This window comes from Sphingomonas eleionomae, from assembly GCF_049889035.1.
GTDB lineage: Bacteria > Pseudomonadota > Alphaproteobacteria > Sphingomonadales > Sphingomonadaceae > Sphingomonas.
This window is the reverse complement of sequence record NZ_JBLTWP010000004.1, coordinates 300,129-325,482: the sequence shown is the minus strand read 5'-3', so window position 1 is coordinate 325,482 and position 25,354 is coordinate 300,129. Positions and strand designations below refer to the sequence as shown.

Below are 25,354 nucleotides of genomic sequence, written 5' to 3'. Positions count from 1 at the left end.
TCTGCCTGCGACGAACCGTGCCGCTGGCCGGGCGACCGGGACGCGGAACCGGCAACCGATCGCTTAAATCGCGCAATGCCGGTTGCCATGGGCATCGGGATGGCCAATCTTGGCATGGCTATGGCCCAGTTCGCGCATCGACCGGTCACTGCCGTGCTGGGGCCGACCAACACGGGCAAGACTCATCTGGCGATTGAGCGGATGTGCGGCCATTCCAGCGGCATGATCGGCTTTCCGCTCCGCCTGCTGGCGCGCGAAGTCTATGACCGCGTGGTCCGAATCAAGGGCGCGAACCAGGTCGGACTGATCACGGGTGAGGAGAAAATCCTGCCCCCCGATGCCCGCTGGCTGCTGTGCACCGCCGAATCCATGCCGACCGACCGCAGCGTGGGGTTTGTCGCGCTGGACGAGGCGCAGCTGGGTGCCGATCCCGAACGCGGCCATGTGTTCACCGACCGCCTGCTCAACGTGCGCGGGCGCGACGAAACCATGATCCTCGGGTCGGAATCGCTGCGCCCGATGGTCCGGTCACTGATCCCGGATGCCGAAATCATCACCCGGCCCCGCTTTTCGACGCTCAGCTATGCCGGCGCGAAAAAGCTGTCCCGCCTGCCCCGGCGCAGCGCCATCGTCGCGTTCAGCGCAGAGGAGGTCTATGCCGTGGCAGAGGCGCTCCGGCGGCTGCGCGGCGGGGCCGCCGTCGTCATGGGCGCCCTGTCGCCCAGCACCCGCAATGCGCAGGTCGCGATGTTTCAGGCGGGCGAGGTCGATTATCTCGTCGCCACCGACGCCATCGGCATGGGCCTCAATATGGATGTCGGCCATGTCGCCTTTGCCTCGCTGCACAAATTCGACGGCCGCCGCCATCGCCGTCTGACCGTCGCCGAGATGGCGCAGATCGCCGGGCGCGCCGGCCGGCATCAGCGCGACGGCACCTTTGGCGCGCTGCACGAGGACGGGCCGGAGGCGTTTCAGCCGGAAGAGGTGCTGGCGATCGAGGGGCACCGCGTGCCGCCGCTGGAACAGCTGTACTGGCGCAACGGCGCGCCCGATTTTTCCAGCATCGACGCCCTGATCGACAGCCTTGAACGGCGGCCCGCCGATCCCGTGCTGCGCGCCGCGCCAGAGGCGGTGGACCTTGCCGTGCTCAAGCGGCTGGCCGCCGAAGGCTGGGTCCGCGACCGCGCGCGCCATCCCGCCATGATCCGCCGCCTGTGGGCCGCGTGCGGGCTGCCGGATTTCCGCAAGCTAGGCCCCGATCCCCATGCCCGCTTCGTCGGCCGCCTGTTCCGCCACCTGTCGGAAGGGACGGGCCATATCCCGCAGGACTGGTTTGCGCAGGAGATTGACCGGCTGGACCGGCTGGGCGGCGATGTGGAAACCATCGCCGGGCGGATCGCCGCGGCGCGCAGCTGGGCCTATATCGCCCACCGGTCCGACTGGCTGGAAAACCCGGCCCATTGGGCAGAACGGACCCGCGCGATCGAGGAACGCCTGTCCGACGCGCTGCACGCCTGTCTGACCCAACGCTTTGTCGACCGTCGGACCAGCGTGCTGCTGCGCCAGATCGGGGCCGATCCCGCCGCCCTGCCGGTCGATGTCGATGCCGATGGCGCAGTCAGCGTGGAGGGCGAGCCGCTGGGCCGCCTCAGCGGTTTCCGGTTCGAGGTCGCGGCCGATGCCCGCGCGTCGGACAAGCGGATGCTGCTGGCGGCGGCCGAAAAGCGGCTTGCGGGCGAACTTGCCGCACGCGCCGATGCCCTTGCCGCGTCGCCGGACGCGGCCTTCTCGCTGACCGTCGACGGCACGGGTCAGCCCCGGATCGCCTGGAACGACGTGCCGGTCGCTGCCCTGGCCGTCGGCCCTGCCGCCCATCGCCCGCGCGTCCGGCTGGACCGGGCGACCGCTGCCCTGCCCGCCCGCGCCCGCGATCTGGTTCAGGGCAGGCTGGACCGCTGGCTGGCGGATCAGCTGAACCGGCATCTGCCCGGCCTTGCCCCCCTTGCCGCGCTGGCCAGCGCCATGGATGCGCCGCCCGGCGTGCGCGTCGTGGCGGCGGCGCTGCTCGATGGCCTGGGCATCGCCCCGCGCGATGGCCTGGCGGCGGCGGTGGACACGCTGCCCGGCCCGGCGCGCCATGCGCTCCGCCGCGCCGGGGTCACCATCGGCACGCTCGACCTGTTTGATCCCCGGATGCTGAAGCCGCAGGCCGCACGCCTTCGCCATGCCCTGTTTCGGGCAGCGGGGTCGCCGGTGCCCGCACCCGCCCCTGCCGGTGCGACGGTGGTCGCCGTATCGGGCGATGCTGCACCCGGCTATCGCCGCATCGGGGATCAGGCGGTGCGGATCGACCTGGTCGAGCGACTGGCGCGCGGCATCCACGACGCGCGGGTCGCCGCCCCCGCGGATCAGCCGTTCGAACCACCCATGGCGCTCGCCACCTCGATCGGCCTGACCGCACCGTCGCAGGACCGGTTGATGACCGCGCTCGGCTTTCGGCGGCGCGGGCAGGAACCCGGCTGGGTCTGGCATGGCCGCCGCCGCCCGCCGCGTGCCCGTGCCGAACCCGTCGCCCGCCCCGGCAATGCCTTTTCGGGGCTGGCAGAACTGATGCTGAATGGCTGACCGGGCGGGCGATCACGGGCCGTCGATGCGGCTCGACCGGTTCCTCTGGTATGCGCGGCTGACGAAATCGCGCAGCCTGGCCCAGACGCTGGCAGAGGGCGGCCGCCTGCGCCTTGACGGGCGGCGCATCGACCGTGCCCATGCCGCCGTCCGCGTCGGCGCGATCATCGCCTTTCCGCTGCACGGCCAGGTGCGCGTGGTGCGGGTCACGGCCCTGCCCCACCGGCGCGGGCCGCCTGCAGAAGCGGTTGGCTGCTACGAAAACCTTGTCACCGGCGATGCCAACCCCGTTGACGCGCCCGACAGCGCCGCATAGCAGAAGTGCGCACAACACGAACGGAGCCTGCGCCCCAATGACCTATGTCGTCACCGACGCCTGCATCAAATGCAAATACATGGATTGCGTCGAGGTCTGCCCGGTGGACTGTTTCTATGAGGGCGAGGTCATGCTCGTCATCAACCCGAACGAGTGCATCGACTGCGGCGTGTGCGAACCCGAATGCCCGGCCGAGGCGATCCTGCCCGACACGGAAAACGGCCTTGAACAATGGCTTGAGCTGAACGCGACCTATTCCGCGCAATGGCCCAACGTCACCAACAATGCCGGCCAGACGCCTGCCGATGCCGATGAGCACAAGGGCGAAGAGGGCAAGTTCGACAAGTATTTCTCGCCAGAGCCCGGCGCCGGCGACTGATCGCCACCGCTGACGCCGCTGCGCGGATCAGGATAGCGGCCTCCGCCACGCGAATGGCGGGGGCCGTTTTGCGTTGGGCCGAAAGATCGTGCCGCGCGTGAAACATGTGCCAAAATGGATAAAATGGACAAGCCCGGCGCGCCGCGCTGGCATTTCTGTGTCCAACGTGTTATATAATGGCCAGACGGGTGGATTCGATGCCCCCCGCCGCGGAGACGTTGACAATAATGCCCCGGTCGCACCAACCCAGCCCGGTTAGCGGGCCAGTGTTGTTCGTGCAACCCCTCGGGGCGCGAGTTCACGGAAAGGTTCCTCCTACATGGCTGCCAAGGCGCTGTCCTTCGACGTCGGCGATTATGTCGTTTACCCCAAGCACGGCGTGGGCCGTGTAATCGAACTTCAGAAGCAGGAAATCGCGGGCATGCAGCTTGAGCTGTATGTGCTGCGCTTCGAAAAGGAAAAGATGACGCTGCGCGTTCCGACCAACAAGGCGGAAAGCGTCGGCATGCGCAAACTGTCCAGCGACAAGACGCTCAAGGAAGCGCTCGACACGCTGAAGGGCAAGCCCAAGGTCAAGCGCACCATGTGGTCGCGCCGCGCGCAGGAATATGAAGCAAAGATCAATTCGGGCGATCTCGTTTCCATCGCCGAAGTGGTCCGCGACCTGTACCGTGCCGACGATCAGCCGGAACAGAGCTATTCGGAACGGCAGATCTTCGAAGCCGCCGCCTCGCGCCTGGCGCGCGAACTGGCCGCGATGGAGCAGGTGGACGAACCGACCGCGCTCAAGAAGCTGATCGAGATCCTGAAGGCCGCAGCCGCGATCTACAACAAGGACAAGGAAGACGCCGCCGCCTGACGGCAGCGACTTCGGTCACATGGCAACGGGGCGGTCCGGCAACGGGCCGCCCTGTTTCGTTCGGGGCGATGCGCCCTTGCCCGCCCTTTCTCCTACGTGTATGATCCATATAATACACATGGAAGGGGTCCTCCGATGCTGCGCTCTGCCACCCTTGCTGCACTCGCGCTTGCCGCCACTGCGTGTACACCCGCAATTGGCACCCCCGCATCGGACAGCGCCGATGGCACGCGCCGCTTTTCGGTCGCCGGGTTCGACCGCATCGCGCTGAACGGGTCGGACAGTGTCGATGTCCGCCATGGCGACACGTTCAGCGTTACGGCGCGCGGGCACCAAAAGGCGCTGGACAGCCTTGACCTGGTCAACCGCGACGGCACGCTGGTCATCGCCCGCAAAAAGGACGCGGGCTGGAACTGGGGCAGTGACGGGAATGTCAAACTGTCCATCGTCCTGCCGCGGCTCACCGGCGCCTCGCTTGCCGGGTCGGGGGACATGACCATCGACCGTGCCGATGCCGGTTTTGCCGGCGATCTTGCTGGATCCGGCAACCTGACCGTCGGCCGCCTGGCCGGGGATCGGGCAACGCTTGCCGTCGCCGGTTCGGGAACCCTGTCGGCGGCGGGAGAGGTCGGATCGGTCGAGGCGAGCATTGCCGGTTCCGGCGATATCCGCGCGGAACAGCTGCGCGCCGCATCCGCCAGCGTTTCCATCGCCGGGTCGGGCGATGTCCGCATCGACGTCAATGGCACCGCCACTGTCTCGATCCTTGGCTCGGGCAATGCCGATCTGGGCGATAATGCCCGTTGCACCGTCAACAAGCGGGGATCGGGCACCGTCCGCTGCGGCGGATAGGAGTAAGCGGGGCACGCGCGATCCGGCTTGCCAGCGGCGCGCCGATGGTGCGATCAGTGGATATGCGCCGCCTCACTCCCCTTCTCGCCCTGCCCCTGCTGATCGGGGCGGCACCGCAATCGCTCGAACGGCGCGTGGTGCTCAGCGGGTTCGACAAGATCCGCGTCGACGGCCCATGGCAGGTGGAAGTGACCAGCGGCGGCACCACCGGCGCCACGCTGACCGGCGACCGTCCTTCGCTGGAACGGGTTCAGGTGCGGCAGGAGGGCAGCACGCTGATCGTCTCCCCCGTGCGCGGCGCGGACGGCGCTTGGCGCGGCGGGGCGGCTCCTGCGCCTGATGGCCCGGTCATCCGGGTGTCCGCCAGCGCCCTGACCGGGGCCAGCCTGAACGGCGCAGGCACGCTCAGCATCGACCGGATCGAAGGGGCGCGGGTCCAGGTCGCCGTCAATGGCGCGGGCCGGCTGTCGGTCGGCGATATCGATGCGGACGACCTCAACGCCACCGTCATCGGCCCGGGCGCCATGACCCTGGCCGGCACTGTGCGCCGCGCCCGCATCCTGTCCAATGCCGGCGGCAGCATCACCGGCTTTTCGCTGGTGGCGGACGAGGCGCTGGTGCGATCCGAAGGCACCGGCACGATCCAGATGACCGCCCGCTACCGCGCCGATGTCAGCGGCCTTGGCCTTGGCAGCATCACCATCGGCGGCAACCCTGAATGCCGCATCAGCGGCCCCGCCCCCATCCAGTGCGGCAAGGGCGACGCGCGGTAGGCTTTACTGACGACAATTTGCTGATCGGCGCCGGTGTCGGAGCGCATCCCTCGGCAAGCTCAGGATGAGTGAATGGCCGGGACGTCATGCTCCTCCCCTGCAAGGAGATGTGGCAGCGCGGCACGCGCTGACGGAGGGGTATCCCCCCTTCGACGGCGCGTCACCCCTCCGGCGCTATGCGCCACCTCCCCTTGCGGGAGAGGCGTTGGGCCGTAATCCGACCAAAGCTGCCCATAAGCTAACGATCCCGTTGCGGACATTGTTGTGCTGATGTACCGAATGCTTGATGAGACAACGTCTGCAGACAGCCCTTTTGATCGGCGCTGGTCTTTTTGTCTGCGCTGCAGTGACGACTTACATTGCCGATCGACCGAAGGTTCTGGCTGCCGTCTGCGATCTCGGGCTGCCTAATCTTTCGCGGCCCGAATCCATTCCGGCGGACGTCCTGAAATGTGAGATACTAGGCGAGCGTGAAACAATAGCGGGGACCATATTCAGCAGTGATCACGGGTCATCGATAATTGGGGAAAACGAAACGGAGCCTGTCGCATTATATTTAGCACGAGGATTTCCGCATCTTGCCCAACAAAGCGAACGCTCTTGGAAAGAGCACTGCGTCGACGGGGCAACGGCACGGGTAACAGGGTGGCGAACGCAAACACCCGGATCTTATGGGCATCTGGGCTTTGCCAAACTGCAATTCTACGTTGAGTCGATCGACGATGTCGGCCCGTTGCCGCAAACGATCGTGGGTAGCATCAACGATCGAACCTGGTGCCGGGCGCCTGATGAGCGCGATGGCAACTAACCACCCAATCGCTGCCGCTCGCACGACCTCTTTATAGCGGTCGCTCGAAGCTTCGGGGCCACTCCCCTCACGCCGCCACCGGAAACCTCAGCAGCCGGTTGTCCAGCGCCACCAGCGCCTCGGCATCCCGCCCCACCGCGCGCACCAGCTCCGGGTGGCGCACGTCCAGCCCGCCGGTCAGCGCGCCGAACGCGGGCAGCACGATCTTGGTCGGGCTGGTCAGAAAGCATCGCCGCGACACCAGCCGCCCGCGCACCTGCACCCGGAACTTGGGATGAAAATGCCCCGACAGCTCCGGCGCGGGATCGCCCGGCACCGCCTCGTGCCGCAGGGTCAGGCCGTCGATCACCGCCTCGTCCATGATCTCGCCGCCAAGGCCGTCGGTGACCGCGCCGTCATGGTTGCCCGCGATCCACACCCAGCGGCGCGGCCCGATCAGCCGCTTCAGCCCGCTGCGCACCTCGGCGGGCAGCCGCTCGACCCCGGCGCTGTCGTGGAAACTGTCGCCCAGGCACCAGATTTCGCGCGCCCCCGTCCGCTCCACCGCCCGGATCAGCGCGCTCAGCGTCGCTGCGCTGTCATACGGGGGCAGCATCTGGCCCCGCGCCGCAAACCAGCTCGCCTTTTCCAGATGCAGGTCGGCCACGATCAACGCCCGGCGGCGCGGCCAGTACAGCGCGCCATCGGCCAGCGCGGCAAAGCCATGACCTGCGAACGAAAAGGGAACCATGACCCCGCTATGCCCGCCGCCCGCCCGGTCGGCAAGCCTATATGGCCGACGGGTCGGCGATGCCACGCGGCCCGGCCGGCACATCGCGCGGCATCCGGAACACCACCTGCCGGTTGGGGAAATCCACCTCGATCCGCCGGAACTTGCTGATCGCATCCATGCCCAGCATGATCGCGGGCCGCTTGTCGAGGCCAAGGCGTGCGAACGGCGGCACGTCGACAAACGCCATGGGCAGATTGGTAAAGCTCATCGCGCCCAGCTTCAGCCGGTCGACATAGCCGTAATCAGCGGTCACCTGCCCCCCCGTCACGCTCAGCAGCGACATCGGCACCGTCTTGCCGCCCCGGCGCGCGATGATCGCACGCAGCGCGCTGTTGCCGATGGTGACGGACGACCCGGTATCCACCACGACGCGGACCCGGTGCCCGCCATAAAAGGCTTCGGTCAGGATCAGCTGACCCGCCCTGTTGCGCGCCTCCACCACGATTTCGTCCGACCGCGCACGCGTTGCGGTGCGGCGGCTGGACGGCATCAGCTGCATCTGGTTGGCATCGAAATCGATGACGACGCGGTGCCCCTGCAGCACGTCGACCCCCAACAGGCCCATGCCGCCGACGTGATGCGCCTCCAGCGCCGGGGCGGTGATCGCGCTCGATCGGCTGCGCTCGGTCAGCCGCAGCGAGGGGATGGTCACCGTCGGCACCCGGCTGGTCCCGCTCATCGCGGTCAGGCTGATGACCGGCCCGGCGGTCAGCCGCAGCTGCTCGGCCAGCTGGCGGGCGATCACCGTGCGCTGCGACCCGGTGTCGATCATGAACGCATGGGGACCGATCCCGGCAATCTCGACCGGCACCGTCATCCGCGTTTCCTGATAACCGATGGCCAGCACCTCCGCCTCGGTCAGCGCGGCATCGCCAGTGGGGGCCGTGGCGGCGGGCGGCGCGGGCATGGGCTGGGCCGGGCGATCCTCGCCCACGCCCCCGATCATCGCCAGCAAGGTGAACAGCCAGCCCGTCATGGACCCACGATATGCCTGTCGCGCCCACCCCGCAATCTTGCGGCGCAGCACAAGCCGCCGGATCAGCGCCGCATCGCCCGCGGTACCAGCGCCAGTCCCGCCGCGCTGACGATCCCCGCCGCGATCAGATAGACGCCAACCCGCGCAATCCCGCCATCCGCCGCCAGCGCCTGTGCCGCAACCGGTGCCAGCGCGCCGCCCAGGATGCCGCCCACGTTGAACGCGATCGACGTGCCGGTATAGCGCACGCCCGCCGGGAACAGCGATGGCAGCCACGCACCCAGCGGGCCATAGGCGAAGCCCATCAGGAACAGCGCGATGGCCAGCCACAGGAACACGCCCCCCACGCTCGCCCGCCCCAGCAGCGGCCCCATCAGCACCCCGGCCAGCACCGCGCCCGCAAATCCGACCGCCAGCATCCGTTCCGGCCCGATCAGGTCCGCGCCGACGCACGCCACCACGATGCCAAGCGCCAGGAACAGGATGGCCGCAATCTGGATCGCCAGCACCAGTTCCCGGTCCATCCCCAGCGTGCCGGTTGCATGGCCCAGCGCAAAGGCGGTCGACAGATAGAACAGCGCAAAGCATGCGATGGTCGCCCCCGTCGCGGCCAGCGTCTCGCGCGGATGCTGCGTCAACAGCGTGCCGATCGGCACCTTGGGCAACGCGCCCCGCGCCTCTGCCGCCGCGAACGCCGGCGTCTCGGTCAGGCTGAGCCGCACCCACAGGCCCAGGATCACCAGCACCGAACTGGCGATAAAGGGCAGCCGCCAGCCCCAGTCGCGGAACGCCGCCTCGTCCAGCATCGCGCCCAGGATCAGGAAAAACCCGTTGGCCGCGATGAACCCCACCGGCGCACCCAGCGGCGGAAACATCCCCCAGCGATAGGTTTGACCGCGCGGCGCATTCTCGACTGCCAACAGGCTGGCCCCGCCCCATTCGCCGCCCAGCCCCAGCCCCTGACCGAAACGCAGCACGCACAGCAGCGCCGGCGCAACCCATCCGACCATCTGATAAGTGGGCAGGAACCCGATCAGCACCGTCGATCCGCCCATCAGCAGCAACGATGCGACCAGCGTGGATTTGCGCCCCACCCGGTCGCCGAAATGGCCGAACACGATGCCGCCCAGCGGCCGGGCCAGGAACGCCAGGCCGAAACTGGCATAGCTCAGCATCAACTGCGCCGCAGGATCGCTGGCCGGAAAGAAGAGCGGGCCGAACACGAGCGCGGCGGCGGTCGCATAGATATAGAAATCGTAAAATTCGACCGCCGTTCCGGTCAGGCTGGCGAACAGGATGCGGCCCATCCCCGCCGGTCGCCTGCCCCCCGCCAATCCGCCGTTCATGCCGTTTCCCCCGAAATTGCCCGCGCGCCCTGCCGGGATCGCCGCCGCCGGTCCAGCGCAATTGCGCTTTGGACGGCTAAGGCTCGCCTTTGGCTCATCCGCCCGGATAACGGTCGAACATCGGCAATCCCTCGGCGCCCGCCATCCACCCGATCCGCTCGGCAATCTGGATGTGCCCGAACGGACCGGCCAGGGCGTCCGGATCGTCCAGCGTGGCCGACTGCACGTCGATCTTGCCGGGAAAGATCGCATCATTGGTATAAAACAGGCCCGTGCCGCACCTGCCGCAGAAATGCCGCCGCCCATGCTCGGACGAGGCATAGACGACCGGATCGCCCGTCACGTTCAGCGCATCTGCCGCCACCAGCGCCCATGCAACCATGGGCGCACCGGCATGGCGGCGACAATCGCTGCAATGGCACAGCGCGTGATGATCGAACGTGTCCGGCATTTCATAGCGGATGGCCCCGCAATGGCATTGTCCCGTCAGCATCCGTTGCCCCTTCCTTGTTCGCCATATGTTCTAACCCACTGGCCCGTGCGGGTAAAGCGTCAACCTGAATAACAGGTCGTGCGGACGATGCGCGTCACCTTGCCCTTTGCATCCCGCTCCTCCTGCCGGTCCGCGGTGCAGTTGTTCTCGTTCGGGAACCAGCCCTGCGCCACCCCGATCCGCCAGACCAGCACGGTCAGGCCGGAGAACAGCAGAGCGACGGCGATCTTGCGGATCATGCGATTCTTGATGGGCATGGACGACTCCGGGCGGGTTGCCCCGTCCATACACCAGCCGCCGGGCGGCGCTAGGGCTGGGCCAGCAGCCAGCGGCGCACCGCCGGGTCGTCGGTCATCCCCGCCGCCCGCATCCGGGCCGCACGCGCGGCCGCCCTTTGGCCCAGCCGTTCAAGCAGATGCGCACGCGCCGCCCACCATGGCTGATATCCCTGTGCCGCCGCCGAAATCGCATCCAGCATGGCCAGACCGTCGGCCGGCCGCCCCGCCTCGCCATGCGCCACGGCGCGGGCCACCTGTGCCCCGATCGACGGCGCAATGCGGACCAGCAGGTCGTGCAGCATGGCTGCCGCATGGGGCGGCGCTGCATGCGGCGTGGCGATGGCGACCATCTGATGCGACTGGATCGCCGCTTCGATCTGAAACCGGCCCGGCGTAGCGATCCGCGCGGCCCCGGCCAGCAGCGTTTCTGCCTCGCGGATCATCGTCGCATCCCACAATCCACGATCCTGCCGGTCCAGCGGGACGAATGCGCCCGCCGCATCCCGCCGCGCGGTGGCCCGGCTTTCGCAATAGAGGATCAGGGCAAGCAGCCCCCTGGCCTCCGCATCCTGCGGGGCCAGTCCGGCGGTCAGCCGCGCCAGCCACAGCGCCTCCTCCGCCAGGCCGCGGGTCGCGGCATGGCCCGCAAACCGGTCGTCCCATCCGGTGCCATAGGCGGCATAGATCGCGTTCAGCACCGCCGCCATGCGCGGCCCCGCCTCCGCCGGATCGGGCACGGCAAACGGCACGCCGGCGTCACGGATCTTTGCCTTGGCCCGCGACAGGCGCTGACCCATGGTGGCCGGCGCGATCAGGAAACTGGCCGCAATTCGGCCTGCGTCCAGCCCCAGCACGGCCTGCAGCATCAGCGGCGCCTGAATATCCGCGGCCAGCGCGGGATGGGTGCACGCGAACATCAGGCCAAGCCGATGGTCGCCAAATGCCGCTCCGCTCATCGCCTCCCGCTCCGCCTCGATCAGCGCGCGCATCGGCTCGGCCGCTGCCCGCACGCCCTCGTGCCGCTGCTGATGACCGATCGCCCGCCGTGCCGCGGTCAGCAGCCACGCCTCCGGCCGGTCGGGCACGCCGCGTTCCGGCCAGGTGGCCAGCGCGGCGCGAAACGCCTCGCTCAGCGCATCCTCGGCCGCCGCGATGTCGCGCGTCCGACTGGCCAGCATCGCCACCAGCCGCCCATGGGAATCGCGCGCCACCCGTTCGGCGGTGCGGCGCGCGTCCATCGTCACCGGCCTATTCCATGCCGGCGGGCGGCGCCTCGACCGGCCGCACCTCAACTGGCGTGTCGGCGGCACAGGGCGCCCGCGCGGCCCATTCGATCGCCGCGTCCAGATCGGCGACCTCGATCACGACGAAACCGCCCAGCTGCTCCTTGGTATTGGGGAACGGGCCGTCCTGAATGGTGCGGCCGTCCGCGCCCACGCTGACCAGCGTTGCGGATTCCGGCGACATCAATCCGTCGCCATACAGCATGACGCCCGCGGCCTGCATCGCGCCGATATAGGCCATCCATGCCCCCCAATAGGGACCGGCGGCCTGCGGATCGTCGCGCTTGCCCATTTCGGCGGCGGTTTCGCGATAGACGAGCATATATTGCATGGGGATATCCTTCCTCATCATCGGCGCGCTGACAATCAGCACCCGTAACGATGAGCCGCGACCCCCGCCCGTTTCGACAGCAACGCCGAAAAAAATCGGCGTCGCTCGAAAAACCTACAGATAATCGGCCAGCGTCAGGGGCAGCGGCTGGCTGGTCCCGCCCCGCTCCACCGTCAGGTTGAACACCGTTCCCGCTGGGTCATAGCTTCGCTGGACAAAGCTCTCGAACGTCATGCCGCGCAGCTTGTCTCCGGGTTTCAGCCCGGCCTGTTCCGCCGGACTGCCCGGCCCGACCTTGCCGACAGCGATGGCGTCCCCCGCCCGTTCGATCCAGATGCCGGTCCGGTTGTACATGTCCGGCTGCATGGTCTGGCGATTGCGCTTCATCAGCACGGCGTTGTCGCGGTTGCTGGTTGCGATGTTGAACAGGCGCAGCAGCGGCAGGCCGACGATCCCGTTTTCGAACTCGTTCCAGTCGGGCCGGTCCTTGATGAACACCAGCGGCCGCTCGATAACCGCCCCGGCCAGCTCGATCCGTTCCGCCCGCACCACGCGCGTCTCGCCATCCGGTGCGGCGGGTGCCCATTTGGGCGCGTTCCACAGCCCCGCCGCCTCCGCCGCCTTGCGGTACAGCCGAATGACCGGGGGCATCCCCGTGTCCAGCCCGAACCGCATCGGCGGCGCGCCATTGATGCTGGCATCGGCATAAAGGAACCGGCTGTCCTCGCTCTGCCCGCGCTGGACGATCGCCTTCTCGAACCGGGTCCACCCGGCCATGTCGCCCAACCCTTGCGGATGGACGCGCCACTGGCCGGCATCCATGTCGAGTTCGCCGTCCATCACCGTCAGTACGCGTCCGGGCAGAGAGATCAGCGCCCCGTCTCCCAGCGCGCGATCAATCCCCGCCAGCGCCAGCACCGGCACCTCGAACCGGCCACCCAGCAACAAGCCGCTGGCGCGGTAAATCGGGTATTCGGCATTGCCCCAGGACAGGCGCAGCTTTCGATAGCCGATCCTGGACAGCTTCAGCTGCTGGGCCAGGTCGGTGTGGATCAGGCCGAACTGGCCGCCAGTATCGATCACCATCGGCAGCGTCGGCGACGTGCCGATCGATCCCGCCACCAGCAACCGGCTGTCGGTCAGCTTGATCGGCACGCCCGCCGCTCCGCTGACCTGTGCCAGCGCCCGGCCAGCACCGCTCATCATCATCGCGGCGGCGCCGCCAATCATTACGTCACGACGGGCAATCGGCATACGCATACTCCTCGACAGACAGGTGCTGGATCAAGGTAACAGAATGATGACGGCCGGGGATCGGCGCTTGCCCCGTTCGCCGCTGTTCCCTAACTGTTCACCGATGAATGCTCCCGCCGCCCCCGGTCGAACCCTGTCCGACGATCCGCCCTATCTGCGCGGCCTCAACCCCGAACAGCGGGATGCGGTGCTGACCACGGACGGCCCGGTGCTGGTGCTGGCGGGCGCAGGCACGGGCAAGACAGCGGCACTGACCGCGCGGCTGGCGCACCTGCTCTACACGCGGCGCGCCTATCCGTCGGAGATTCTGTCCGTCACCTTCACCAACAAGGCCGCGCGCGAGATGCGGGAACGCGTCGGGCGGCTGGTGGGCGATGCGGTGGAGGGGATGCCGTGGCTGGGCACCTTTCACTCGATCGGCGCAAAGATGCTGCGCCGCCATGCCGAACTGGTCGGCCTGCAAAGCAATTTCACCATCCTCGACACCGACGATCAGCTGCGCCTGCTGAAACAGCTCGTCATTGCGGCCGATCTGGATGAAAAACGCTGGCCCGCGCGCCAGCTCGCCGGCCTGATCGACGGGTGGAAGAACAAGGGGCTGACCCCGGCCGATCTGGATGCCGGGGAAAGCGAACTGTACGCCAATGGCCGCGGGCAGGAACTCTATACCCAGTATCAGGCGCGGCTGCGCGCCGTGAACGCCTGCGATTTCGGCGACCTCCTGCTGCACAGCCTGACCATCCTCAAGGATAACCGGGAGGTGCTGGAGCAGTATCAGCAGCGGTTCCGCTACATCATGGTCGACGAATATCAGGACACGAACAGCGTCCAGTATCTGTGGCTGCGCCTGCTGGCTCAGGCGCGGCGCAACATCGCGTGCGTCGGCGATGACGACCAGTCGATCTATAGCTGGCGCGGCGCGCGGGTGGAAAACATCCTGAAATTCGAACGGGATTTTCCCGGTGCCAAGGTGATCCGGCTGGAACAGAATTACCGTTCCACGCCGCACATCCTGGGCGCGGCATCGGGCGTCATCGCCAACAATGCCGGGCGGCTGGGCAAGACGCTGTGGACCGAACTGGACGCCGGCGAGAAAGTGCGCGTCATCGGCGTGTGGGACGGCCCGGAGGAAGCGCGCCGGGTCGGCGACGAGATCGAGGCGGCGCAGCGGCGCGGCACCAGCCTCAACGACATCGCCATCCTGGTCCGCGCCCAGCATCAGACGCGCGAGTTCGAGGACCGGTTCATCCAGATCGGCGTCAACTACCGCATCGTCGGCGGCTTCCGCTTTTACGAGCGTCAGGAAATCCGCGACGCGCTCGCTTACCTCCGCGTGGTCAATCAACCGGCGGACGATCTGGCCTTTGAACGCATCGTCAACGTGCCCAAGCGCGGCCTTGGCGACAAGGCGCTGGCCAAGGTGCATCAGCTCGCCCGGGTTCAGGGCATTCCGCTGACCCTTGCTGCCGCGCGCATCCTCGACACCGACGAACTGACGCCCCAGGCCCGGCGCGCGCTCGGAAACCTGATCGGCGACATCGCCCGCTGGCGCGACATGGCAACCAGCCTGCCGCACCCGGAACTCGCCCGCATCCTGCTCGACGAAAGCGGCTATACCGGGATGTGGCAGGCGGATCGCAGTGCAGAGGCGGCCGGCCGCCTCGAAAACCTGACCGAACTGGTCCGCGCGATGGAGGAATATGAAACCCTCGGCGCGTTCCTCGAACATGTCAGCCTGGTCATGGACAATGACGCCAGTGACGGCGGCGCGCGGGTGACGATCATGACGATCCACGCGGCCAAGGGGCTGGAATTCGACACCGTGTTCCTGGCGGGATGGGAAGAAGGGCTGTTCCCCTCGCAACGCGCGCTGGATGAGGGCGGGCTTGCCAGCCTCGAGGAGGAACGCCGCCTCGCCTATGTCGCGATCACCCGCGCACGGCGGCACAGCACCATCCTGCACGCCGCCAATCGCCGCATCTATGGCCAGTGGACCAGCAGCCTGCCCAGCCGCTTCATCGCCGAACTGCCGCCCGAACATGTGGAAAGCGAAACGACCATGTCGGGCGGCGAAAGCCTGTGGCGCGCCAACTGGTCGGAACGCGCCGACCCCTTTGCCGATGTTGCACGCGGGCAGGGGCGCGGGCCGGGCTGGCAACGCGCGGCGGGGGTGGACCTTAAGAACCCCGGCGGCAGCTATACCCCCCGCAGCTTCACGCGAGAGCCAGTCCGCGTCGTGGAAAGCCGCGCCCCGGCGGTCAGCCTGGGCAACAAGGGCCGCGACGACATCAGCATCGGGATGCGCGTCTTTCACCAGAAATTCGGCTATGGCGCGGTTGCCGCGATCGAGGGCAACAAGCTGGAAATCGACTTCGAACAGGCCGGCCGCAAACGCGTCCTCGACAGCTTCGTGACGCTGGGCTGACCGGCCTCAGCCTCCGGCGGGCCAGACCATGCGGAAAGCATCGAACCGCAATCGAACGGCGGCCGTGAAGCATCTGCACCACAAAAGCCGCCGGTCAGGAAACGACCCCATTCCGGATTCCTCTTCTCATCGTCGCCCCGTGCTTGACACGGGGCCTGGCTATTGCTGCGGCATCCCGGTTGCGAAGCACTGCTCCCACAGGTCATCCCAACCGGGATGATCCGTTTCGATCAGCGCAAACCTCCATTCGCGCCGCCATTTCTTGACCAGCTGTTCGCGCAGGATCGCGCTGTCGATGGTGCCCGCCGGGCATGGCCGCTGCCTCCATGATCGAACGGACGCGACCAGGGCCGACGGTACCTGCGATGCGACGCGGCCGCGACGGGCGCAATTACACCGGAATGACACACGGATCGGAACCGCACCCGCCGGGCCGGCGGCCATGCGCGGGCCTTTCATCCTCCGGGTGGGAGTATTCGCTTCGGCGGCGGCGATGGTGGAAGGGACTGGATTCGAACCAGTGTACGCTCACGCGGGCAGATTTACAGTCTGCTGCCTTTAACCACTCGGCCACCCTTCCGGGCCAGCCGCCGAAGCGAGCGCGAGCCTTTGCCGTCCCCCGCCCCGCCTGTCAACGCCCCGCGTGCGTCCCGCCGTCAATGTCTTGCGCCCGCGGGGCCGTGGGCATAGCAGGCGGGATCATCGTTACAGGCGATCGGAAAGAACAGCATCATGGCACGACGCGGACATCGCCCCTCTCAGGCCCCGGCTGGCCGCCCCCGTTTCTGGGGCCGCCATGCCGTGCTGGCCGCGCTGGCCAATCCCGAACGCACGGTGCGAAAGCTGTGGGGAACGCGGGAGGCGCTGTCGACGCTCGACCTGCCGCCGGTTCTGCCGATCACCTATGCCGATGTTGCCGATCTGGCGCGGCTGGTCCCGTCCGATGCGCCGCATCAGGGGCTGGTGGCGGAGGTCGACCCGCTGGAGGATCTGTGGCTCAGCGAAGTGCTGGGTCAGGGGGAAAAGGACAATCGCCCGATCCTGATGCTGGATCAGGTGACCGATCCCCACAATGTCGGCGCCATCCTGCGATCCGCCGCCGCCTTCGATGCCCTGTGCATCGTGACCCAGGATCGCCATTCGCCGCCGGAATCGGGCACGGTCGCGCGCGCTGCATCGGGCGCGCTGGAGTTCGTGCCCTGGGTCCGCGTGGTCAACCTGTCCCGCGCGCTGGATGAGATTGGCGAGGCGGGCTATTGGCGCATCGGCCTGGCCGGTGCGACAGAAACCACGCTGGACAGCGCGCTTGGCACGGATCGTGTGGCACTGGTGCTGGGTGCAGAGGGCGACGGGATGCGGCAGAACACGATGGCCCATTGCGACGTGCTGGCCCGCCTGCCGATCAGCCCGCGCATGGAGAGCCTCAACGTTTCCAACGCAGCAGCCATTGCGCTTTACGCGGCGGCAACGCATCGTCGCCAGGACTAGGGGTCGGCTGGAACACATCGGAACGGGGGCGCTGCAATGTTGAAACGGATGGTCGCGGTGCTCATGGCGGTGCTGGCGCCGCTGATGCTGACCAGCTGCTTTATCGCTCCGGGCAAGTTCGTCTCGACGCTCGACGTGAACCGGGATCGCAGCTTCACCTTTACCTACAAGGGTGAGGTGTTCGCCCTCGACCTTGAAAAAAGCATGCAGGGGCTTGGCGACCTTGATGAAGAGGGCGGCGAGGAGGACGGCGAAGCCGTGACCGAGGGCGAGGCTTCGTGGCAGCCCGCGTCGCTGAAGCAGGATTCGGCCGATTTCTCCGAAGAAGAAGATGACGACAAGGCGGAACAGGAGCGCAAGAACCGCGCGATCGCCGATGCTCTGCGCGGCGAGGCAGGCTATCGATCGGTGGAATATAAGGGCGATGGCCTGTTCCTGATCGATTATGCGATCAACGGGCGGCTCGATCACGCCTTTGTCTATCCCTATAATCTCGACGCGGAAATCGTGTTGCCGTTCGTCGCCATCGAACTGCGCGGCAATGAACGGGTCCGGGTGAAAGCCCCTGCGTTTGGCGAGGGCAACCAGCAGTCGGGCGGCATGGCCGGCAGCAGCGCCAGCAAGGCAGCGGACCGGCTGGACGGTACCTTCACCCTGACCACCGATGCGGAAATCATCAGCCAGAATAACGAAGATGGCGCAACAGAGGCCAATGGCCGGCGCAGCGTGACCTGGCGGGCAACCCCGATCAGCAAGGACGCGCCGATGGCGGTCCTGAAACTGGCCCCCCTGCCCCCGGCCCGCTGATCCGGGCCAGTCGGCGCGCGAGTGCGCAGACGAAGGGCAACCGCGTCAACGGGCTGGCAATGTTGGATTTTTTCTGATCCAGTCGGTGCGATGACCCCGACTGGATCAGCCCTGATGCCCACGCTTGCCCGGCACGCCGCCGCCGCCGGTCAACCGGGCGGTCGGCCGCGTGAAACCCGTTCAATGTGTCAAAACTGTCAGCCGACCGGGGGATCAGTCTTCTTCGGCGATCCGCACCTTCATGCCGTCCAGCTCGGCGGTGAACAGCAGCTGGCACGACAGGCGCGACGTCGCATCCCGGTCGGACGCACTGTCCAGCAGGTCGTCCTCGTCCGCACTGACCGGGCGCAGTTTGGCCGCAAATTCCGGGTCGACATGGACATGGCAGGTCGCGCACGAACAATTGCCGCCGCACAGGGCAAGCAGCTCGTCGAACCCATGGTCGCGGATCACTTCCATCACGCTCAGGCCGGGCGTGGCGTCGACGGGGTGTTCGGTACCATCGCGGGTGACGACGATCAGTTTTGGCATTGCGGGCTCCACGGCTATTGCCTGACCGCCTCTGCCGCTGGGATCGGCAAAGATCAAGGACGGGTGACATGGGATTGAGCGCGGAACAACTGAACGCCGGGATGGACGCTCTGGCGGACCGGGAACCCGCGATCGCGGCTGCGCTGGCCGACTATGGCTATCCCGCCCCCCGGCTTCGCGAACGGGGCTATGCCACCTTGCTGCGCACGATCATCGGCCAGCAGGTCAGCGTAAAGGCCGCGCAATCGGTGTGGAACAAGCTGGATGCCCTGCTGGACGGCGCGGTCCTTGACCCCGCGGCTCTGCTCGCGGCCGATGCCGAAACCCTGCGCGCTGCCGGGCTTTCCCGGCAAAAGGCGGGCTATGCCCTTGGCCTCGCTGATGCGGTCGCTTCTGGCCGCATCGACCTGCACCAGCTGCCGGCCGACGACGAAGAGGCGATTGCCGCGCTCGTCTCGCTAAAGGGGATCGGGCGCTGGTCCGCCGAAATCTATCTGCTGTTTGCCGAGGGGCGGCCCGACATCTGGCCCGCGGGCGATCTTGCCGTCCAGATTGCCGTCGGTCGCATCCTTGGCCTGTCCGAAAAGCCGACCGAAAAGGAAACCCGTGCGCTGGCCGATCCATGGCGCCCGCATCGCGGGGCCGCCGCCATCTTTGCCTGGCACCATTATCAGGGGGGCGTACCGGTCGGATAAAAAATCCCCCTTTCGCCGGGGTGCTGGCGAAAGGGGGTGGGGCAGTTGCTCTGGTTCCTGGATGATCGGGGCCAGAGAGGGAGCCGTCAGATGCTCAGGCGCAGCGACACCCGGATGTCGCGGCCGGCCAGTGGCACGAAGTCCTTGGTAAAGCTGGCATGCCGGCGGGCGTCGACGTCAAAGATGTTGTTGGCCGACAGGATCACCGCGCTTTCGCTGGCGCTGCCGAACGGACGCCATGCGACAGAGGCATTGACCAGCGTGAATGCGTCGGTCGGCAACTCGAATGCCGCAACCTTGTCCTGTTCGAACACATGCTCGACCTCGACCCGGCCATTGACCGGCCCGGCATCCGCCTCCAGCCCGCCGCGCAGGCGAAGCGGCGGAATGCGGGGAACCGCCGTATCCGTCGCGGTCAGGCGCGCATCGACATAATCCGCAACGCCGTCGGCACGCAGGGCAAAGCCGTCGGTCTGCACCAGCGTCGCGGACAGCTCCGCCTCGAACCCGTAATAGCGGGCATCGGCCTGCTGATACTGGAACACGGGCAGCTCATCCAGCTCCTCGCCGGTGTTGAACTCATAGATGTAATCGTCGAACCAGGTGGCATAGGCGGCCAGGTTGAACTTCAACGGCCCGGCAGTGCCGCGCACGAACCCTTCGACACCCCAGCTCTTTTCCTTGGTAAAGAACGGGTTGCCGATCTCGAACGCCTGAGTGGCGATGTGCGGGCCATTGGAGAACAGCTCCTCGGCCGCCGGGGCGCGTTCCGCCCGCGATCCGGTGATGCCGATGCGCAGCTGATCGCTGGGCGCATAGGTGAGGCCGACTGCACCGGAAAAGGTGTCGAACCCGCGATCGATCGCAACGATCTCGCCATCCTCCTCGCCGCCGATCAGCACCGAATTGGATGACACGTCCGTCCGCTCGTACCGCCCGGCGACTTCCAGCTCGAGCGGGCCAAGCCCGACTTCCTGCACCGTAAAGATGCCGAATTGCGCGGTGTCGTTGCGCGGCACGAACGCCTCTGCCCCAATCGCGTCGAACCGCCGGGTAAAGCCCTGAACGCCGGTCACGCCGCGCCAGCCGTCGCGATCGGCCTGAACCAGCTCCAGCCGGCCTTCGAATGCTTCCGACAGGAACCGGGTGCCGACCTCTGCGCCCTCGAACTCCGTATGCTCGTAATCCGAAAAGCCGACACGGGTGCGAATGGTGTCCAGAAATCCACCATCCACATTGATCTCGCCGCGCATGTCGGCGCGGAACTGCTTGATCCCGATCGTCACCGGACCTTCTTCGGCCTCTGCCGCTTCGGCGCCGCCTTCCTCGCCATGGGCATGGCTGCTGCCGGGCCGCGCCGGCACGCCATAATTGCTGTCGTAATAGCCGGCAGAGATGCCCAGGCTGCCGCCATCGTTGATCAGCGCAATGCCGCCGCCCAGCGTGTACGTCTCGGTCGCCGTATTGGGCACCCGGCCGCGCAGGCCGGCCAGCGCCTCTGCCTCCGCCGCCTCGTCCAGATTGCCTTCCGCCCGCTCCTCGGCCGCGATGTCGAGCTGTTCGGCGCGCAGCGTCGGGGATAGCACATAGCCGCCGACGCGCAGGTCACCGGACTTGCGATAGCTGCCATCGACATGGGCGACGATCTGCGGCGTCAGCGCCACATCCAGCGCACCGCCGATGCTCCGCTCCTCAGCCGCCGATCCATAGCTGCCGATCGCATCGACATGCACGCCGTTCTCCGGCACCGCGCGCGGAATGCGCCGGTCGATGACGTTGACCGCGCCACCGATCGCCTGGCTGCCGAACAGCAGCACGGCCGGACCGCGCAGCACCTCGACCCGCTCTGCCGTCAGCGGGTCGATGGTCACGCCATGGTCGGCAGAGGTGTTGGACACGTCCAGCGAACCCAGCCCGTCGGTCAGAACGCGAATCCGCTCGCCCTGAAAGCCGCGCAGCACCGGGCGCGACGCACCGGGGGTGAACGACGTGGCGGACACGCCGGGCAGCCGGGTCAGCGTATCGCCGATCTGCGGCCGAAGATCGCGCAGCAACGCATCACCGGTCAGCACCGACTTCTGCGCCAGCACGTCCAGTTCGCGGACATAGGGCGCGGTAATGATGATGTCCGTCGATGCCTCGCCATGCACGCCGTCGCGCGACTGCGGGTCCGCCTCGTCCGGGGCGGCGGTGACCGGCACGGCCACCGGCTCGCGCGGAGCAGGTGCCGGTGCCGCGATCAGCGCAGACGATGCTAGCAGGGTGTTGAGGATCGACATTGGAAAAACCCCTTGAACTCGACTCGGTATCGGGGTCGTTCCTAACGATATGTTACACTATTACAATAGCGATGCTGCATATGCGAGTAAGGGTGGCGTCGATCGCTCGTCGGCGGCCGCCATCCGATGGCGGCGCGCCTGTGCCCGGTCGGCCGTTCAGGCGGCGACGCGTTCCGGCGAACGGTCGCCCGCATCGATGCGATAGGCGCGCTTTACCAGGCCATTGGTCAGTTCATAGGCAAGGTCCGCCGCTTCCCAATCCTGCAACCGCCCTTCCGCGACCAGCCGCGCCAGAAACGCGCAATCGACGCGGCGGGCGACATCGTGCCGCGCGGGAATGGACAGGAAGGCACGGGTATCGTCGTTGAACCCGACGGTGTTGTAGAACCCGGCCGTCTCCGTCGTCATCTCGCGGAACCGGCGCATCCCCTCCGGACTGTCATGGAACCACCAGGCCGGGCCAAGCTTCAGGCAGGGATAATGCCCGGCCAGCGGCGCCAGCTCGCGGGCATAGGTGCTCTCGTCCAGCGTGAACAGGATGATCGACAGCTCGGTCGATGTGCCGAACCGGTCGAGCAACGGGCGCAACGCACGCACATAGTCAGTGCGAAGCGGGATATCGGCGCCCTTGTCGCGGCCGTGCGAGGTGAACAGGCCGTGGTTATGATTGCGGTCAACGCCGGGATGGATTTGCATGACCATCCCGTCCTCGATGCTCATCGCGGCCATTTCGGTCAGCATCTGCGCCCGGAACAGCTCGGCATCGGCGGCCACCCATTCCCCGCGCGTTACCCGGTCAAACAATGCCTCTGCCTCGGCAGGGGTCAGATTGGCGGTCTGGGCAGTGATGTGGCCGTGATCGGTCGCGGTCGCGCCTGCTGCGCGGAAATCCGCGCGCCGCTTGCGATGGGCGGCCAGATAGCCACGCCACGACCACACATCCTCGCCCGTCACCTCGGCGAAACGGTCCATCGCCGGACGGAACGCCTCATGCTCCACATCGATGACGGCATCGGGGCGATAGGTCGTGACGACCCGCCCACCCCATCCCGATGCCTGCACGGCGTGATGCGCGGACAGGTCATCCTGCGGCCCTTCGGTCGTGGCCAGAAACCCGATGTTGAACCGGTCGAACAGCGCGCGCGGGCGAAACGCCTCACTGGCCAGCTGCTCGCCGATGCGGTCGAAATACTGGTCGGCGGTCCCGCTATCCAGCGCCACGTCCAGGCCGAAGACATTGGCAAAGACATGATCCAGCCACATCCGCGACGGCGTGCCGCGGAACAGGTAATAGTGATCGGCAAAGATCCGCCATGCCCGGCGGGGATCGTGCGGCGGCGTTCCGTTGCGATCCGGCACGCCCAGGTCCGCCAGGGCAATGCCCTGCGAATAGAGCATGCGATAGACATAATGATCGGGCGCCAGAAACAGCTCGGTCGCGCTCGTCCAGTTGCGATTGTGCGCAAACCAGCCGGCATCGGTATGGCCATGCGGACTGATGATCGGCAGATCGGCAATTGTCGAATACAGGTCCCGGGCAATGGCACGGGTCCGGGTTTCGGCCGGAAACAGGCGATCGGGATCAAGGGTCAGCGGGCGGGTCATGACAGTCCCTGCAGAATGATAGCGGTACCCGCCGGATAGAAAGCAGCTTTCACGTGAATGCAAGCCGGTAACGCGGCCGATCCCGTGCCAATGTCATTCAATCCGTGATCGGAACATGCCCCGGCAATGCAGCGATCCGGCCGAGCCACCCGGCGATGGCCGGGTATTCATCCAGCGCGAAGCCCCCGTCATCGGCGACATGGGTGTAGGCGTAGAGCGCGATATCGGCGATCGAAAAGGACGTGCCCGCCATCCAGTTCCGACCACTGAGGTAGCGGTCCATCATCGCCAGCGCCGCGCGGCCTGCCGCTTCCTTGCCCGCCACCTGCGCGCGCTGCGCCTCGGTCAACCGGTCCTCGCCCACCCAGCGCCGCCAGAAGCGCAGCGTGGCGACGTTGGGCTCGTGGCTATATTGTTCCCAGAACAGCCAGCGCAGCATCTCCGCCCGCTCCATCCGGTCGGTCGGGATCAACGGCGATCCATCCGCCAGCCAGCAACAGGCGGCATTGCTCTCTGGCAGGAACCGGTCGCCGATCTGCAAAACAGGGATGCGGCCATCCGGGTTGATCCGCCCCAGAAATTCCGCCGTCCGCGTCTCCCCGGCCAGGATGTCATATTGCCGCCGGTCCAGCGGAACGCCGCAATGCGCGGCCGTCAGCCGGATTTTATAGCAATTCCCCGACAAGGCATATTCGTGAAGGATGAGCCGCTCGTCAGCCATGCGTCACGCCATCGTCAGCACGATTTTGCCGATATGGTCACCCGCTTCCATCCGGCGGTGCGCATCGGCGGCCTGCTCCAGCGGAAAGCGGCGGTCGATCACGGGTTTCAGCCGCCCTTCCCGGACCAGTGGCCACACGGTGCGGAACAGTTCGTCGCATACCAGCGCCTTGAAACTGGCATCGCGTGCGCGCAGCGTCGATCCGGTCAGCGTCAGGCGGCGGCGCATCACCTCGAACACCGGGATGGTCGCTATCGCGCCCCCCTGCACCGCGATCGACACATGGCGGCCGTCATCGGCCAGGCAGGCGATATTGCGGGCGACATACTCGCCGCCGACCATGTCCAGCACCACATGGACGCCGCGTCCGCCGGTGATGTCCCTGACCCGGTCCACAAAATCCTCGGTCCGGTAATTGATCGCATGATGCGCGCCCAGCGACAGGGCGGCCGCGACCTTGTCATCCGATCCGCAGGTGACGATCACGGTCAGCCCGAACAGCCGGGCAAGCTGGATCGCCATGGTGCCGATGCCCGACGTGCCGCCATGGATCAGCACCCGGTCGCCCTCTGCCGCATAGGCGCGCTCGAACAGGTTGGTCCACACGGTGAACAGCGTTTCGGGCATTGCCGCCGCCTCGTCCATCGACAGAGAATCCGGCACCGGCAGGCACTGACCAAGCGGGGCGACGGCATAGTCGGCATAACCGCCGCCACCGATCAGGGCGCAGACCGGCTGATCGATCCATTCCGACCCGACACCGGAGCCCAGCGCGACGATATGTCCGGCGATTTCCAGCCCCGGGATGCTCGGCGCGCCCGGCGGCGGCGGATACATTCCCCGGCGCTGCAGGACATCGGGCCGGTTCACCCCGGCCGCTGCCACGCGGATCAGGACCTCGCCCGGCTGAGGCTGCGGTACCGGCCGTTCGACGATGGTCAGCACCTCCGGCCCGCCTGCGGTGGCAGGGTCGATCGCTCGCATCGCTTCGGGAATCGCCATACCGGTATTCAGCTCCCCCCGGGCGCCGGCGCGCGGCCGCCATGTCGCGCCGCGCTGGTCCCGCCAGCCCGCTTACGCTTGCGCCCGGCGGCGGGTCAACCGCCACGGACGCGATAATCGGGGGCATCCGCGCGACCAGCGGAAAATTCCCCCCGGCGGCGTTGACACGGGCAGGCAGGCGGGCGAGCATCGGCGATATGGATATGGACGATCTCCCTCGCGCCCGCCTGGGCGACCTGATCGACCAGCTGGCACGCCAGGATCTGGACCCGCTTTCCGTGGCCGAGCTGGACGAGCGCATCGCCGCGCTGGAGGCGGAGATTGCCCGGGTCCGCGCGCACCAGGCGCGCGCGGTCAGTCACCGCGCCGTTGCCGACAGTTTATTCAAGCGATGAACATGATCGTACCGGAACCGACCCCGTCGTCGCGCATCCGGTGCAGGGGCACCCCGCTTGA

At 67.2% G+C, this 25,354-nt stretch carries 25 protein-coding genes and 1 tRNA gene; 12 read left to right on the top strand and 14 right to left on the bottom strand.

The genetic code is table 11. The features are described 5' to 3' along the window. The first annotated feature begins 120 nt into the window (after positions 1-120). The 7 genes from ACNI3Q_RS12805 to ACNI3Q_RS12775 all read left to right on the top strand — a co-directional run bounded on the left by ACNI3Q_RS12805 (position 121) and on the right by ACNI3Q_RS12775 (position 6,612). A complete protein-coding gene (locus tag ACNI3Q_RS12805; protein ID WP_426277593.1) occupies positions 121-2,625 on the top strand; it encodes a helicase-related protein in 2,505 nt (834 codons plus the stop codon). Continuing rightward, entirely contained in the window at positions 2,618-2,941 is a 324-nt protein-coding gene (locus ACNI3Q_RS12800) for an RNA-binding S4 domain-containing protein (RefSeq protein ID WP_426277252.1), read from the top strand. The genes ACNI3Q_RS12805 and ACNI3Q_RS12800 overlap by 8 nt, the downstream gene beginning before the upstream one ends. 37 nt (positions 2,942-2,978) lie before the next feature. Further along, positions 2,979-3,320, top strand: a complete 342-nt coding sequence (gene fdxA / locus ACNI3Q_RS12795; RefSeq protein ID WP_260020134.1) for a ferredoxin FdxA — start codon at positions 2,979-2,981, stop codon at positions 3,318-3,320. A gap of 319 nt (positions 3,321-3,639) precedes the next feature. After that, positions 3,640-4,179, top strand: coding sequence for a CarD family transcriptional regulator (locus tag ACNI3Q_RS12790; RefSeq protein ID WP_260020135.1), 540 nt, complete (start codon positions 3,640-3,642; stop codon positions 4,177-4,179). Positions 4,180-4,314: 135 nt separating this feature from the next. Continuing rightward, the gene (locus ACNI3Q_RS12785; protein WP_426277249.1) at positions 4,315-5,031 is read left to right on the top strand and encodes a head GIN domain-containing protein; all 717 of its coding nucleotides are present in this window, start codon (positions 4,315-4,317) and stop codon (positions 5,029-5,031) included. Between the two features lie 62 nt (positions 5,032-5,093). Then, positions 5,094-5,804 (top strand): GIN domain-containing protein, encoded by a 711-nt coding sequence (locus ACNI3Q_RS12780; RefSeq protein WP_426277247.1) that lies wholly within the window; start codon positions 5,094-5,096, stop codon positions 5,802-5,804. A 286-nt stretch (positions 5,805-6,090) separates the two neighbouring features. Continuing rightward, positions 6,091-6,612 (top strand): hypothetical protein, encoded by a 522-nt coding sequence (locus tag ACNI3Q_RS12775; RefSeq protein ID WP_426277245.1) that lies wholly within the window; start codon positions 6,091-6,093, stop codon positions 6,610-6,612. A gap of 67 nt (positions 6,613-6,679) precedes the next feature. On the opposite strand, the gene pdeM is transcribed toward ACNI3Q_RS12775, so the two are convergent. The 8 genes from pdeM to ACNI3Q_RS12735 all read right to left on the bottom strand — a co-directional run bounded on the left by pdeM (position 6,680) and on the right by ACNI3Q_RS12735 (position 13,345). Further along, the gene (pdeM, locus tag ACNI3Q_RS12770) at positions 6,680-7,342 is read right to left on the bottom strand and encodes a ligase-associated DNA damage response endonuclease PdeM (RefSeq protein ID WP_426277244.1); all 663 of its coding nucleotides are present in this window, start codon (positions 7,340-7,342) and stop codon (positions 6,680-6,682) included. 37 nt (positions 7,343-7,379) lie between these two features. Beyond that, positions 7,380-8,360 carry a retroviral-like aspartic protease family protein gene (locus ACNI3Q_RS12765; RefSeq protein ID WP_426277242.1) on the bottom strand — a complete coding sequence of 327 codons (981 nt, stop codon included), beginning with the start codon at positions 8,358-8,360 and terminating at the stop codon, positions 7,380-7,382. A gap of 62 nt (positions 8,361-8,422) precedes the next feature. Then, positions 8,423-9,706: an MFS transporter gene (locus ACNI3Q_RS12760; RefSeq protein WP_426277240.1), complete on the bottom strand. Its 1,284-nt coding sequence runs from the start codon at positions 9,704-9,706 to the stop codon at positions 8,423-8,425. 94 nt (positions 9,707-9,800) lie between these two features. After that, complete coding sequence (locus ACNI3Q_RS12755; RefSeq protein ID WP_426277238.1) at positions 9,801-10,199, bottom strand: GFA family protein; 399 nt, start codon at positions 10,197-10,199, stop codon at positions 9,801-9,803. 59 nt (positions 10,200-10,258) lie between these two features. Further along, positions 10,259-10,438, bottom strand: a complete 180-nt coding sequence (locus ACNI3Q_RS12750) for a hypothetical protein (protein ID WP_426277236.1) — start codon at positions 10,436-10,438, stop codon at positions 10,259-10,261. Positions 10,439-10,506: 68 nt separating this feature from the next. Continuing rightward, a complete protein-coding gene (locus ACNI3Q_RS12745) occupies positions 10,507-11,715 on the bottom strand; it encodes an RNA polymerase sigma factor (RefSeq protein ID WP_426277591.1) in 1,209 nt (402 codons plus the stop codon). Between the two features lie 10 nt (positions 11,716-11,725). Beyond that, positions 11,726-12,091, bottom strand: a complete 366-nt coding sequence (locus tag ACNI3Q_RS12740; RefSeq protein WP_426277234.1) for a YciI family protein — start codon at positions 12,089-12,091, stop codon at positions 11,726-11,728. A 114-nt stretch (positions 12,092-12,205) separates the two neighbouring features. Then, on the bottom strand, positions 12,206-13,345 hold the full coding sequence (locus ACNI3Q_RS12735; protein WP_426277232.1) for a S41 family peptidase: 1,140 nt from the start codon (positions 13,343-13,345) through the stop codon (positions 12,206-12,208). 103 nt (positions 13,346-13,448) lie between these two features. Between ACNI3Q_RS12735 and ACNI3Q_RS12730 the strand changes: the two genes are divergently transcribed. Continuing rightward, positions 13,449-15,770, top strand: a complete 2,322-nt coding sequence (locus ACNI3Q_RS12730) for an ATP-dependent helicase (protein WP_426277230.1) — start codon at positions 13,449-13,451, stop codon at positions 15,768-15,770. A 494-nt stretch (positions 15,771-16,264) separates the two neighbouring features. Here the strand turns inward: ACNI3Q_RS12730 and ACNI3Q_RS12725 are convergent. Further along, positions 16,265-16,350 (bottom strand) — tRNA-Tyr (locus ACNI3Q_RS12725). A gap of 152 nt (positions 16,351-16,502) precedes the next feature. Between ACNI3Q_RS12725 and rlmB the strand changes: the two genes are divergently transcribed. Together rlmB and ACNI3Q_RS12715 are read left to right on the top strand one after the other, a co-directional pair. Then, complete coding sequence (gene rlmB / locus ACNI3Q_RS12720) at positions 16,503-17,258, top strand: 23S rRNA (guanosine(2251)-2'-O)-methyltransferase RlmB (RefSeq protein ID WP_426277228.1); 756 nt, start codon at positions 16,503-16,505, stop codon at positions 17,256-17,258. Between the two features lie 36 nt (positions 17,259-17,294). Continuing rightward, positions 17,295-18,065 (top strand): hypothetical protein, encoded by a 771-nt coding sequence (locus ACNI3Q_RS12715; RefSeq protein ID WP_426277226.1) that lies wholly within the window; start codon positions 17,295-17,297, stop codon positions 18,063-18,065. A 213-nt stretch (positions 18,066-18,278) separates the two neighbouring features. Here ACNI3Q_RS12715 and ACNI3Q_RS12710 read toward each other — a convergent pair whose 3' ends face one another. Then, complete coding sequence (locus ACNI3Q_RS12710) at positions 18,279-18,596, bottom strand: 2Fe-2S iron-sulfur cluster-binding protein (RefSeq protein ID WP_260020151.1); 318 nt, start codon at positions 18,594-18,596, stop codon at positions 18,279-18,281. Positions 18,597-18,664: 68 nt separating this feature from the next. Here ACNI3Q_RS12710 and ACNI3Q_RS12705 point away from each other — a divergent pair, with 68 nt between their 5' ends. Then, a complete protein-coding gene (locus tag ACNI3Q_RS12705) occupies positions 18,665-19,291 on the top strand; it encodes a DNA-3-methyladenine glycosylase family protein (protein ID WP_426277223.1) in 627 nt (208 codons plus the stop codon). Between the two features lie 86 nt (positions 19,292-19,377). Here the strand turns inward: ACNI3Q_RS12705 and ACNI3Q_RS12700 are convergent, their stop codons facing one another. The 4 genes from ACNI3Q_RS12700 to ACNI3Q_RS12685 all read right to left on the bottom strand — a co-directional run bounded on the left by ACNI3Q_RS12700 (position 19,378) and on the right by ACNI3Q_RS12685 (position 24,898). Further along, a complete protein-coding gene (locus ACNI3Q_RS12700; protein ID WP_426277221.1) occupies positions 19,378-21,570 on the bottom strand; it encodes a TonB-dependent receptor in 2,193 nt (730 codons plus the stop codon). Positions 21,571-21,726: 156 nt separating this feature from the next. Beyond that, the gene (uxaC, locus tag ACNI3Q_RS12695) at positions 21,727-23,175 is read right to left on the bottom strand and encodes a glucuronate isomerase (RefSeq protein ID WP_426277219.1); all 1,449 of its coding nucleotides are present in this window, start codon (positions 23,173-23,175) and stop codon (positions 21,727-21,729) included. 97 nt (positions 23,176-23,272) lie between these two features. Beyond that, positions 23,273-23,896, bottom strand: a complete 624-nt coding sequence (locus tag ACNI3Q_RS12690; RefSeq protein WP_426277217.1) for a glutathione S-transferase family protein — start codon at positions 23,894-23,896, stop codon at positions 23,273-23,275. Positions 23,897-23,899: 3 nt separating this feature from the next. Further along, positions 23,900-24,898: an NAD(P)H-quinone oxidoreductase gene (locus ACNI3Q_RS12685; RefSeq protein WP_426277215.1), complete on the bottom strand. Its 999-nt coding sequence runs from the start codon at positions 24,896-24,898 to the stop codon at positions 23,900-23,902. 197 nt (positions 24,899-25,095) lie between these two features. Here ACNI3Q_RS12685 and ACNI3Q_RS12680 point away from each other — a divergent pair, with 197 nt between their 5' ends. Continuing rightward, positions 25,096-25,293, top strand: a complete 198-nt coding sequence (locus tag ACNI3Q_RS12680) for a DUF1192 domain-containing protein (RefSeq protein WP_426277213.1) — start codon at positions 25,096-25,098, stop codon at positions 25,291-25,293. Positions 25,294-25,354 lie beyond the last annotated feature (61 nt).

Excerpts from the sequence above, each read along its gene's own strand:
- ACNI3Q_RS12805 (WP_426277593.1), top strand. The coding sequence starts at position 121 with ATGGCCCAGTTCGCGCATCGACCGGTCACTGCCGTGCTGGGGCCGACC.
- ACNI3Q_RS12800 (WP_426277252.1), top strand. The coding sequence starts at position 2,618 with ATGGCTGACCGGGCGGGCGATCACGGGCCGTCGATGCGGCTCGACCGG.
- fdxA (WP_260020134.1), top strand. The coding sequence starts at position 2,979 with ATGACCTATGTCGTCACCGACGCCTGCATCAAATGCAAATACATGGAT.
- ACNI3Q_RS12790 (WP_260020135.1), top strand. The coding sequence starts at position 3,640 with ATGGCTGCCAAGGCGCTGTCCTTCGACGTCGGCGATTATGTCGTTTAC.
- ACNI3Q_RS12785 (WP_426277249.1), top strand. The coding sequence starts at position 4,315 with ATGCTGCGCTCTGCCACCCTTGCTGCACTCGCGCTTGCCGCCACTGCG.
- ACNI3Q_RS12780 (WP_426277247.1), top strand. The coding sequence starts at position 5,094 with ATGCGCCGCCTCACTCCCCTTCTCGCCCTGCCCCTGCTGATCGGGGCG.
- ACNI3Q_RS12775 (WP_426277245.1), top strand. The coding sequence starts at position 6,091 with ATGAGACAACGTCTGCAGACAGCCCTTTTGATCGGCGCTGGTCTTTTT.
- pdeM (WP_426277244.1), bottom strand. The coding sequence starts at position 7,342 with ATGGTTCCCTTTTCGTTCGCAGGTCATGGCTTTGCCGCGCTGGCCGAT.
- ACNI3Q_RS12765 (WP_426277242.1), bottom strand. The coding sequence starts at position 8,360 with ATGACGGGCTGGCTGTTCACCTTGCTGGCGATGATCGGGGGCGTGGGC.
- ACNI3Q_RS12760 (WP_426277240.1), bottom strand. The coding sequence starts at position 9,706 with ATGAACGGCGGATTGGCGGGGGGCAGGCGACCGGCGGGGATGGGCCGC.
- ACNI3Q_RS12755 (WP_426277238.1), bottom strand. The coding sequence starts at position 10,199 with ATGCTGACGGGACAATGCCATTGCGGGGCCATCCGCTATGAAATGCCG.
- ACNI3Q_RS12750 (WP_426277236.1), bottom strand. The coding sequence starts at position 10,438 with ATGATCCGCAAGATCGCCGTCGCTCTGCTGTTCTCCGGCCTGACCGTG.
- ACNI3Q_RS12745 (WP_426277591.1), bottom strand. The coding sequence starts at position 11,715 with ATGGACGCGCGCCGCACCGCCGAACGGGTGGCGCGCGATTCCCATGGG.
- ACNI3Q_RS12740 (WP_426277234.1), bottom strand. The coding sequence starts at position 12,091 with ATGCAATATATGCTCGTCTATCGCGAAACCGCCGCCGAAATGGGCAAG.
- ACNI3Q_RS12735 (WP_426277232.1), bottom strand. The coding sequence starts at position 13,345 with ATGCCGATTGCCCGTCGTGACGTAATGATTGGCGGCGCCGCCGCGATG.
- ACNI3Q_RS12730 (WP_426277230.1), top strand. The coding sequence starts at position 13,449 with ATGAATGCTCCCGCCGCCCCCGGTCGAACCCTGTCCGACGATCCGCCC.
- rlmB (WP_426277228.1), top strand. The coding sequence starts at position 16,503 with ATGGCACGACGCGGACATCGCCCCTCTCAGGCCCCGGCTGGCCGCCCC.
- ACNI3Q_RS12715 (WP_426277226.1), top strand. The coding sequence starts at position 17,295 with ATGTTGAAACGGATGGTCGCGGTGCTCATGGCGGTGCTGGCGCCGCTG.
- ACNI3Q_RS12710 (WP_260020151.1), bottom strand. The coding sequence starts at position 18,596 with ATGCCAAAACTGATCGTCGTCACCCGCGATGGTACCGAACACCCCGTC.
- ACNI3Q_RS12705 (WP_426277223.1), top strand. The coding sequence starts at position 18,665 with ATGGGATTGAGCGCGGAACAACTGAACGCCGGGATGGACGCTCTGGCG.
- ACNI3Q_RS12700 (WP_426277221.1), bottom strand. The coding sequence starts at position 21,570 with ATGTCGATCCTCAACACCCTGCTAGCATCGTCTGCGCTGATCGCGGCA.
- uxaC (WP_426277219.1), bottom strand. The coding sequence starts at position 23,175 with ATGACCCGCCCGCTGACCCTTGATCCCGATCGCCTGTTTCCGGCCGAA.
- ACNI3Q_RS12690 (WP_426277217.1), bottom strand. The coding sequence starts at position 23,896 with ATGGCTGACGAGCGGCTCATCCTTCACGAATATGCCTTGTCGGGGAAT.
- ACNI3Q_RS12685 (WP_426277215.1), bottom strand. The coding sequence starts at position 24,898 with ATGGCGATTCCCGAAGCGATGCGAGCGATCGACCCTGCCACCGCAGGC.
- ACNI3Q_RS12680 (WP_426277213.1), top strand. The coding sequence starts at position 25,096 with ATGGATATGGACGATCTCCCTCGCGCCCGCCTGGGCGACCTGATCGAC.